This is a genomic window from Staphylococcus simulans (genome assembly GCF_003043455.1).
Classification (GTDB): domain Bacteria; phylum Bacillota; class Bacilli; order Staphylococcales; family Staphylococcaceae; genus Staphylococcus; species Staphylococcus simulans_A.
This window is the reverse complement of record NZ_PZGG01000033.1, coordinates 21,019-28,427: the sequence shown is the minus strand read 5'-3', so window position 1 is coordinate 28,427 and position 7,409 is coordinate 21,019. Positions and strand designations below refer to the sequence as shown.

9 protein-coding genes are annotated in these 7,409 nt (G+C 36.0%); 3 read left to right on the top strand and 6 right to left on the bottom strand.

Features of this window, described 5'->3' with window-relative positions; translation table 11 throughout:
- Window positions 1-247 (bottom strand): PLDc N-terminal domain-containing protein (locus BU038_RS07310; protein WP_199219695.1); only part of this gene is annotated, 247 nt, incomplete at its 3' end.
- Between the two features lie 461 nt (window positions 248-708).
- Here BU038_RS07310 and BU038_RS07305 point away from each other — a divergent pair.
- Together BU038_RS07305 and glnA are read left to right on the top strand one after the other, a co-directional pair.
- Window positions 709-1,074: a MerR family transcriptional regulator gene (locus BU038_RS07305; protein WP_002480827.1), complete on the top strand. Its 366-nt coding sequence runs from the start codon at window positions 709-711 to the stop codon at window positions 1,072-1,074.
- A gap of 20 nt (window positions 1,075-1,094) precedes the next feature.
- The gene (gene glnA, locus BU038_RS07300) at window positions 1,095-2,435 is read left to right on the top strand and encodes a type I glutamate--ammonia ligase (protein WP_107605477.1); all 1,341 of its coding nucleotides are present in this window, start codon (window positions 1,095-1,097) and stop codon (window positions 2,433-2,435) included.
- A 67-nt stretch (window positions 2,436-2,502) separates the two neighbouring features.
- On the opposite strand, the gene BU038_RS07295 is transcribed toward glnA, so the two are convergent.
- From BU038_RS07295 to hflX, 3 genes are all read right to left on the bottom strand, one after another.
- The gene (locus BU038_RS07295) at window positions 2,503-2,682 is read right to left on the bottom strand and encodes a hypothetical protein (protein WP_107605476.1); all 180 of its coding nucleotides are present in this window, start codon (window positions 2,680-2,682) and stop codon (window positions 2,503-2,505) included.
- A 158-nt stretch (window positions 2,683-2,840) separates the two neighbouring features.
- Window positions 2,841-4,079: an aminotransferase class I/II-fold pyridoxal phosphate-dependent enzyme gene (locus BU038_RS07290; RefSeq protein ID WP_107605475.1), complete on the bottom strand. Its 1,239-nt coding sequence runs from the start codon at window positions 4,077-4,079 to the stop codon at window positions 2,841-2,843.
- Between the two features lie 5 nt (window positions 4,080-4,084).
- Window positions 4,085-5,341: a GTPase HflX gene (hflX, locus tag BU038_RS07285; RefSeq protein ID WP_107605474.1), complete on the bottom strand. Its 1,257-nt coding sequence runs from the start codon at window positions 5,339-5,341 to the stop codon at window positions 4,085-4,087.
- Between the two features lie 144 nt (window positions 5,342-5,485).
- Between hflX and BU038_RS07280 the strand changes: the two genes are divergently transcribed.
- Window positions 5,486-5,959: a glutathione peroxidase gene (locus tag BU038_RS07280; RefSeq protein ID WP_107605473.1), complete on the top strand. Its 474-nt coding sequence runs from the start codon at window positions 5,486-5,488 to the stop codon at window positions 5,957-5,959.
- A 277-nt stretch (window positions 5,960-6,236) separates the two neighbouring features.
- Here the strand turns inward: BU038_RS07280 and hfq are convergent, their stop codons facing one another.
- Window positions 6,237-6,449, bottom strand: coding sequence for an RNA chaperone Hfq (hfq, locus tag BU038_RS07275; RefSeq protein ID WP_425385746.1), 213 nt, complete (start codon window positions 6,447-6,449; stop codon window positions 6,237-6,239).
- Entirely contained in the window at window positions 6,446-7,408 is a 963-nt protein-coding gene (gene miaA / locus BU038_RS07270; protein ID WP_107605471.1) for a tRNA (adenosine(37)-N6)-dimethylallyltransferase MiaA, read from the bottom strand. Before miaA ends, hfq begins: the two co-directional genes overlap by 4 nt.
- Between the last annotated feature and the right edge of the window lies 1 nt (window position 7,409).

Genomic DNA, 7,409 nt, shown 5'->3' with positions numbered 1-7,409 from the left:
GTTCTATATCTTTTCTATAATCTTTGTATAATTTTTTCTTTGAAACGCCTCTTCCAAATAAAATGTATAAGAAGAAACCTAACACTGGTGCAATAAATAAAATAAACAACCAAGCCCAAGTGGCACTCGTCGACCTGTTCTTCAAGAAGATGATATTAAAGGCGACTATCAAATTCAATATGGTGAATAAGATAAAAATACCTAATAATATATCCCCTAATAACCCTGGTACGTAAAAGGCTATCATTGTCTCAACTCCATTCTTGCGATTCATTTTAAACTCTTACATTGATATTAATGGTAAGTTAAAACGTCTATCATTTAATATAAATATGATAAAACTATTTTAACATTTATAAACGCTTAAGACACCATATAAACGACTAAATTACGAATACTTAAGCATATTTAATTTCTCGATTTATGTAACCAGATGTTTATGCCTGATACAACTTAGGTATAATTTTACATAGGCTAAGTATGATGGAATCTCTCGTACATAAGCGGAAAATATAATAAATCGGAACAAAAATGTGAATTTTTTTGAATGGTTCGTGTTTTAATTTGTTTGAATTGTCAGAAAAGAATGGTTAAACCCTTGATATATAAGGGTTTTGATACTCATGTCAGAAAACCTTACATATTTTTGTAATTTCGGTTTATTTGTGATAAATTAATAACAAGTTCAAAAATAGAGGTGATGGAGAAATGTCAAATGATGCACTTCGCAGAAACATGGCCGTCTTCTCTATGAGTGTCGTAAATCAATTGACTGAGCTAACACCAAGACAGGTACGGTATTACGAAGCACATGGACTCGTTAAACCAGAGAGAACACCCGGTAACAAAAGATTGTTTTCTATGAATGATTTAGATCGCCTGTTAGAAATCAAACACCTATTAGAAAAAGGGTTTAACCTAAAAGCAATCAAACAAATCATTTATCAAGATGATCAACATTTGTCTACTGATGAGAAAGCCATCAGAAAACACGTTATCGTTGAGGCAACTCAGAAACCGCAACAAGAAGCTATCCCGATAAATCGAGGCGACCTATCTCGTTTTATCAAATAATTCACTGGAGGATTTAAAACATGGCAAAACGTACATTTACAAAAGATGACATCCGCAGATTTGCTACTGAGGAAAACGTAAGATATTTACGCTTGCAATTCACTGACATTTTAGGAACAATCAAAAATGTTGAAGTACCTGTAAGTCAATTAGAAAAAGTATTAGATAATGAAATGATGTTCGACGGATCTTCAATCGAAGGTTTCGTTCGTATTGAAGAATCAGATATGTATTTACACCCTGACTTAGACACTTGGGTAATCTTCCCTTGGACAGCAAGTCAAGGTAAAGTTGCACGTTTAATCTGTGACGTATACGGTACAGATGGTAAACCTTTCGCTGGTGACCCACGTACTAACTTGAAACGTGTCTTAAAAGAAATGGAAGAATTAGGCTTCACTGATTTCAACTTAGGACCTGAACCAGAATTCTTCTTATTCAAATTAGATGAATATGGCGAACCTACATTAGAATTAAATGACCATGGTGGTTACTTCGACTTAGCACCGACTGACTTAGGTGAAAACTGCCGTCGTGATATCGTATTAGAATTAGAAGACATGGGCTTTGACATTGAAGCCAGCCACCACGAAGTTGCACCTGGCCAACATGAAATCGACTTCAAATATGCTGATGCCATCACTGCATGTGATAACATCCAAACATTCAAACTTGTTGTTAAAACAATTGCACGTAAACATAACTTACATGCGACATTTATGCCAAAACCATTATTTGGTGTAAACGGAAGCGGTATGCACTTCAACGTTTCTTTATTCAAAGGTAAAGAAAATGCATTCTTCGATCCAAATGGTCGTGATCAAATGACTGAAGAAGCTTACCAATTCATCGCAGGTATCTTGAAAAACGCACGTGGATTCACTGCTGTATGTAACCCATTAGTTAACTCATACAAACGTTTAGTTCCTGGTTACGAAGCACCATGTTACATCGCTTGGAGTGGTAAAAACCGTTCTCCATTAGTACGTGTCCCAACTTCACGCGGTTTATCTACACGTGTAGAAGTTCGTTCAGTTGACCCAGCAGCTAACCCTTACATGGCTTTAGCAGCAATCTTAGAAGCTGGTTTAGACGGTATCAAAAACAAACTTAAAGTTACTGAACCTGTAAATCAAAATATCTATGAAATGAACCGTGACGAACGTGAAGCAATCGGTATCGAAGATCTTCCTTCAACACTTTATACAGCATTAAAAGCAATGCGTGAAAACAAAATTGTTAAAGATGCTTTAGGTTCACATATTTACAACCAATTCATCAACTCTAAATCAATCGAGTGGGATTACTATAGAACACAAGTATCTGAGTGGGAACGCGAACAATACATGAAATTGTATTAATCACTACGCACACAGGTGCTAAACAATAGGGATAAAAAAGAGGCCAACTGTGGCCTCTTTTTTGTTGCTATCTTAATCTTTTTTCGCGCTTTATCTTACCAAGTTTATACAAAATGAAAGAAACTGCTGCAAAATATATGCCCAACACCGTATAGAAAAATGCATCTCCTAAAGATTTACTTGCTTCAAAGCACAACACCATCATTAATGATAAAACAAATAATAAGGTACGATAAGTCAGAACCATAACGTTCTCCTCCACTCTGTTGATTCATGTACCTTCTTTTTTTCTCACATGTTCATTATTATTATACGTTTTTATCTTTTAATTTCCTATGATTTATGATATTTTTTCTATATTTTTCATAAAAAAACCGACGTCATTTTAACGTCGGTTGCTTTATATTAAATCAGTTCTTCTTCACTCATTTGTTGGACTGCTCTTGTGACAGCTAATTTCACATGTTCATATGTTAATCCACCTTGCACATATGCTTCATACGGTGGTCTGATCGGACCATCTGCTGAAAGTTCAATAGATGAACCCTGTACGAATGTGCCAGCTGCCATAATCACATCATCTTCATAGCCTGGCATATAACTTGGCTCTGGGCTGAAGTGTGCGTTGATAGGTGAAGCGGCTTGAATACACTGACAGAATCGAATCATTTGTTCTGCTGTATCAAATTGAACAGTTTGAATTAAATCTGTTCTTGGTGTGTCAAATGCTGGTACGGTATTCATATTTAATTTTGTTAAGAATAAACTTGTAAATAGCGCACCTTTTAAACTTTGACTGACTACATGTGGCGCTAAGAAGAAGCCTTGATACATACTTGGCAACTCAGTTAAAGAAGCGCCTGCTTCTTTTCCGATACCTGGTGCAGTCAAACGATATCCACAACGTTCAATTAAATCCGTTCTACCGACAATGTAACCGCCGATACGCGCTAAACCGCCGCCTGGGTTTTTAATCAGTGACCCTGCCATGATATCTGCACCTGCTTCAATCGGCTCTTCATCTTCCACAAACTCTCCATAGCAATTATCTACAAAGACAATCACATCAGGATATTCTGCCTTGATTTCAGACACTGCACGCTTGATTTCATCAACCATGATAGATGGGCGTTGATCATATCCTTTAGAACGTTGTATTGCGATGACTTTCGTATTTTCATTAATTGCTTTTAGTACTGCAGGTACATCAATTTGACCTTCCTCTGTCAAAGCAACTTCGTTATATAATACGCCATCCTCTTTTAAACTGCCGATGCCATTACCATTGACACCAATCACTTCTAATAGTGTATCGTAAGGACTGCCAGTTATATATAATAATTCATCACCATGTTTTAAATTGGCTTGTAAAGCGACAGTAATCGCATGTGTACCAGAAATTATTTGCGGTCTGACTAACGCATCTTCAGCTTTAAACGTATGCGCATAGATTTCTTCTAAATGATCACGGCCAATATCGTCATAACCATAACCTGTCGTTCCTTGCAAATCAGATTCTGTTGCTTTCACTGCGTGAAAGGCATCTAACACTTTCGCTTGATTACGATAAGCACAAGCTTCAATTGTTTTAAAATAAGGTTGTAATTCCGTTTCTGTTTCTTGAATAATTTGTTCTAAATCCATGGTGCTTACTTCTCTCCATTTTCTTCTGCTTTTCTTCTATAACCTTCTACTTCATAACTTTCAGTCTCTTCATTAAATTCAAGTTTGTGAATTAACGTGTGACGTTTTAAGAAGTATAAACGGTCTGCATCATCTGCAGGAACTGTTTCTTGATAAGGTTCCATTTGTTTTTCTACTTGTTCAATTAACAACTGTCTTACTTTTTCTTCATCTGCTTCATCACGTGCTGAAACATAGACATTCGGCAATTGTGATGCAGGTGTCGGTCCTTCATTTAAGTCCTTCTTATTAAAGATGACTGCTTGTGGGATTTTATCCATATCTAAATCACCAATGATACGGTTAACCGTATCATACTGTGTACGATATTCTTCGTTGCTTGCGTCAACGACGTGAAGTAGTAAATCCGCATCGCGCGCTTCTTCAAGTGTAGATTTAAATGCGGCAATTAACGTTGTCGGCAATTTCTGAATAAATCCAACTGTATCTGAAATAATTAAATGATAACCGTCATTGACTTGGATTTGGCGCGTTTTTGGATCCAATGTAGCGAATAAGATATCTTTTTCGTACGTAGATTCATCCGCCAAGATATTAAACCATGTTGATTTACCGGCGTTCGTATAACCTACTAAAGCGACTTGGAATACATGGTTTTGTCTACGTTTAGAACGATAGCGTTCACGATGTTCTACTACTGTTTGAAGTTGATGTTTGATTTCATTCATACGGCGACGAATATGACGACGATCCGTTTCTAATTTTGTTTCACCTGGACCTCTTGTTCCGATACCGCCACCCAGTCTAGATAAACTTTTACCGTGACCTTGCAGACGTGGCATTAAATAATCAAGTTGTGCTAATTCAACTTGTAGTTTACCTTCTTTACTGCTTGCGCGCATCGCGAAGATTTCTAAAATTAATTGTGTTCTATCTATAATTTTAATACCTAAACTATCATTCAGGCTTTTAGATTGTGCAGTGGTCAATTCATCGTTGGTTACAACGACATCAACATCATACATGGCTACATAATCTTTAATTTCTTGTAACTTACCTTTACCAACATAAGACTTATCTTCAATGCGGTCTTTTTGTTGTGTAATTTCACCTAAAACATCTAAGCGGCATGTTTCAGCAAGCGCTTTTAATTCATCCATCGTTTCTCGAAAGTCGAATTGTTTTTCATCATATGCATCGACTCCGATTAATAATGCTTTTTCTACCGCTTCTTCTGTATCAAATATTCTCTCTTGAGGCAAAAATGTATCCTCCTTAAATTCATTTTACGGTCATTTTGAATGATCATTCAATTTACTAGCAATCTACTCTATTTTATCATAGAGCATATCTAAAGACTATTCAGGCGAAATGTGTTAATTTAAGGACATCGAGGTGAAGAAAACATGAGCATATATGATATTGAAGTTACAAAAACTGACGGTACAACCTATCAGTTAGAGCAATACAAAGGTAAAGTCATGTTAATCGTCAACACAGCAAGTCAGTGCGGCTTTACGCCACAGTTTGAAGGCTTGCAAGAACTTTACGAACAATACCAAGATCAAGGCTTTGTCGTATTAGGATTCCCTTGTAACCAATTTGGCAAGCAAGAACCTGGTAACGGTCTAGAAGCCATGCAAAATTGTAAAATCAACTATGGGGTTACTTTCCCGATGCATGAAAAGATTAAAGTAAACGGACCTGAACAACATCCGCTTTATCAATACTTAACAGAACAACAAGATGGATTCTTCAACAGTAAAATCAAATGGAATTTCACTAAGTTCTTAATAGATAGAGATGGCAATGTAGTCAATCGTTTCTCACCACAAAAAAATCCAAGTCAAATCAAATCAGATATCGAAGAATTATTATAATGAACAATAAAGCCGCCTTAAAACCATGTACTACGTGATTTTTAAGGCGGTCTTTTATGTATTGAATAATTAAAAAAGCAACGACTACACACTAAGTTATATGACTTAATGCCAGACGCTGCTCTTCGTTTTTCTACCTATACCAATTAATTAAATGAATAAATTTGTACTAAAACTCAGTTCAACATGATTCATCTTTGTGAGATTATATGCAATCTAACCGTTACATGATGTTTTTTCCTGATGATTGGGTTTTAGAATTAAACAAACGAACAAATTACTCAACCACTGATGGTTCTTGTGTGAATGTGCTGATCGCATGTTTGTAAATTAAATGATTTTTGCCTTGTGAGAATAAATTCACAACGGTGTCATCAAATTCTACAATTGTTCCTTTCATTTGGAAACCGTTTAATAAGAAAACAGTTAACTCCTCTTTGCTGTCTTTAAAACCTTGTAGAAAATTCTCTTGGATGCGTTTATCATTCATGATTGCATTCTCTCCTTTTTTTTATTTATGTGGGCAGTAATGTCATCTAGAATCAATGGAAGTGGCTGTTGCTCTCTATCAAACCATTGCACATTCATCTTGTTTTTGAACCAAGTCATTTGACGTTTTGCGTAATTTCTTGAGTGTTGTTTTAACTTGTCAACTGCTTGTTCAATCGAAATGTCTTGATTAATAGCAGGAATCAACTCTTTATATCCTATCGCTTGCATGCTCTGACAATTTTTATAACCCTGTCTCAGCAGTTGCTCTACTTCATTAAATAAACCCGCTTTCATCATATGATCAACACGATTGTTTATTCGTTGATGCATAGTTTCACGCGACGTTTCTACCCCTATTAATAATGTATCATAATTTTCTGTATATTGTTGAACTTTTTTGCGATTACTTAATTTTTTTTTCGTTTTTAAGTAATATTCAACCGCTCTCAACACTCTTTTACGGTTATTCGGATGAATATCCTTTGCTGACTCCGCATCAAAGCTTGCAAGATATTGGTGTAATGCTTCATTAGACAAGTCCTCCAACTCTTCTAGCTTTTCACGCACAGCACGTGCTGTTGCATCAGAAACTTCTTCTTTATCAAAAGGATAGTTATAAATTAATGATTGGATATAAAGACCTGTACCTCCAGCGATAATCGGAACTTTACCGCGCTCTGTGATGTCTTTGATTAACTGTTCAGCACGGACCTTGAAGTCATATGCTGAAAATGATTCATCTGGATTTAAAATATCAATAAGATAATGAGGGATGTTTTGCATCTCATCTGGTGTAGCTTTAGCTGTACCAATATCCATGCCTTTATAAACTTGCATTGAATCACCACTGATAATTTCACCGTCGATTTGTTTCGCAAGTTCAATACTTAATTCTGTTTTCCCTACCGCTGTCGGTCCTACAATGACAACGAGTAAGGGTTTTTGGTTGTTGCTCATG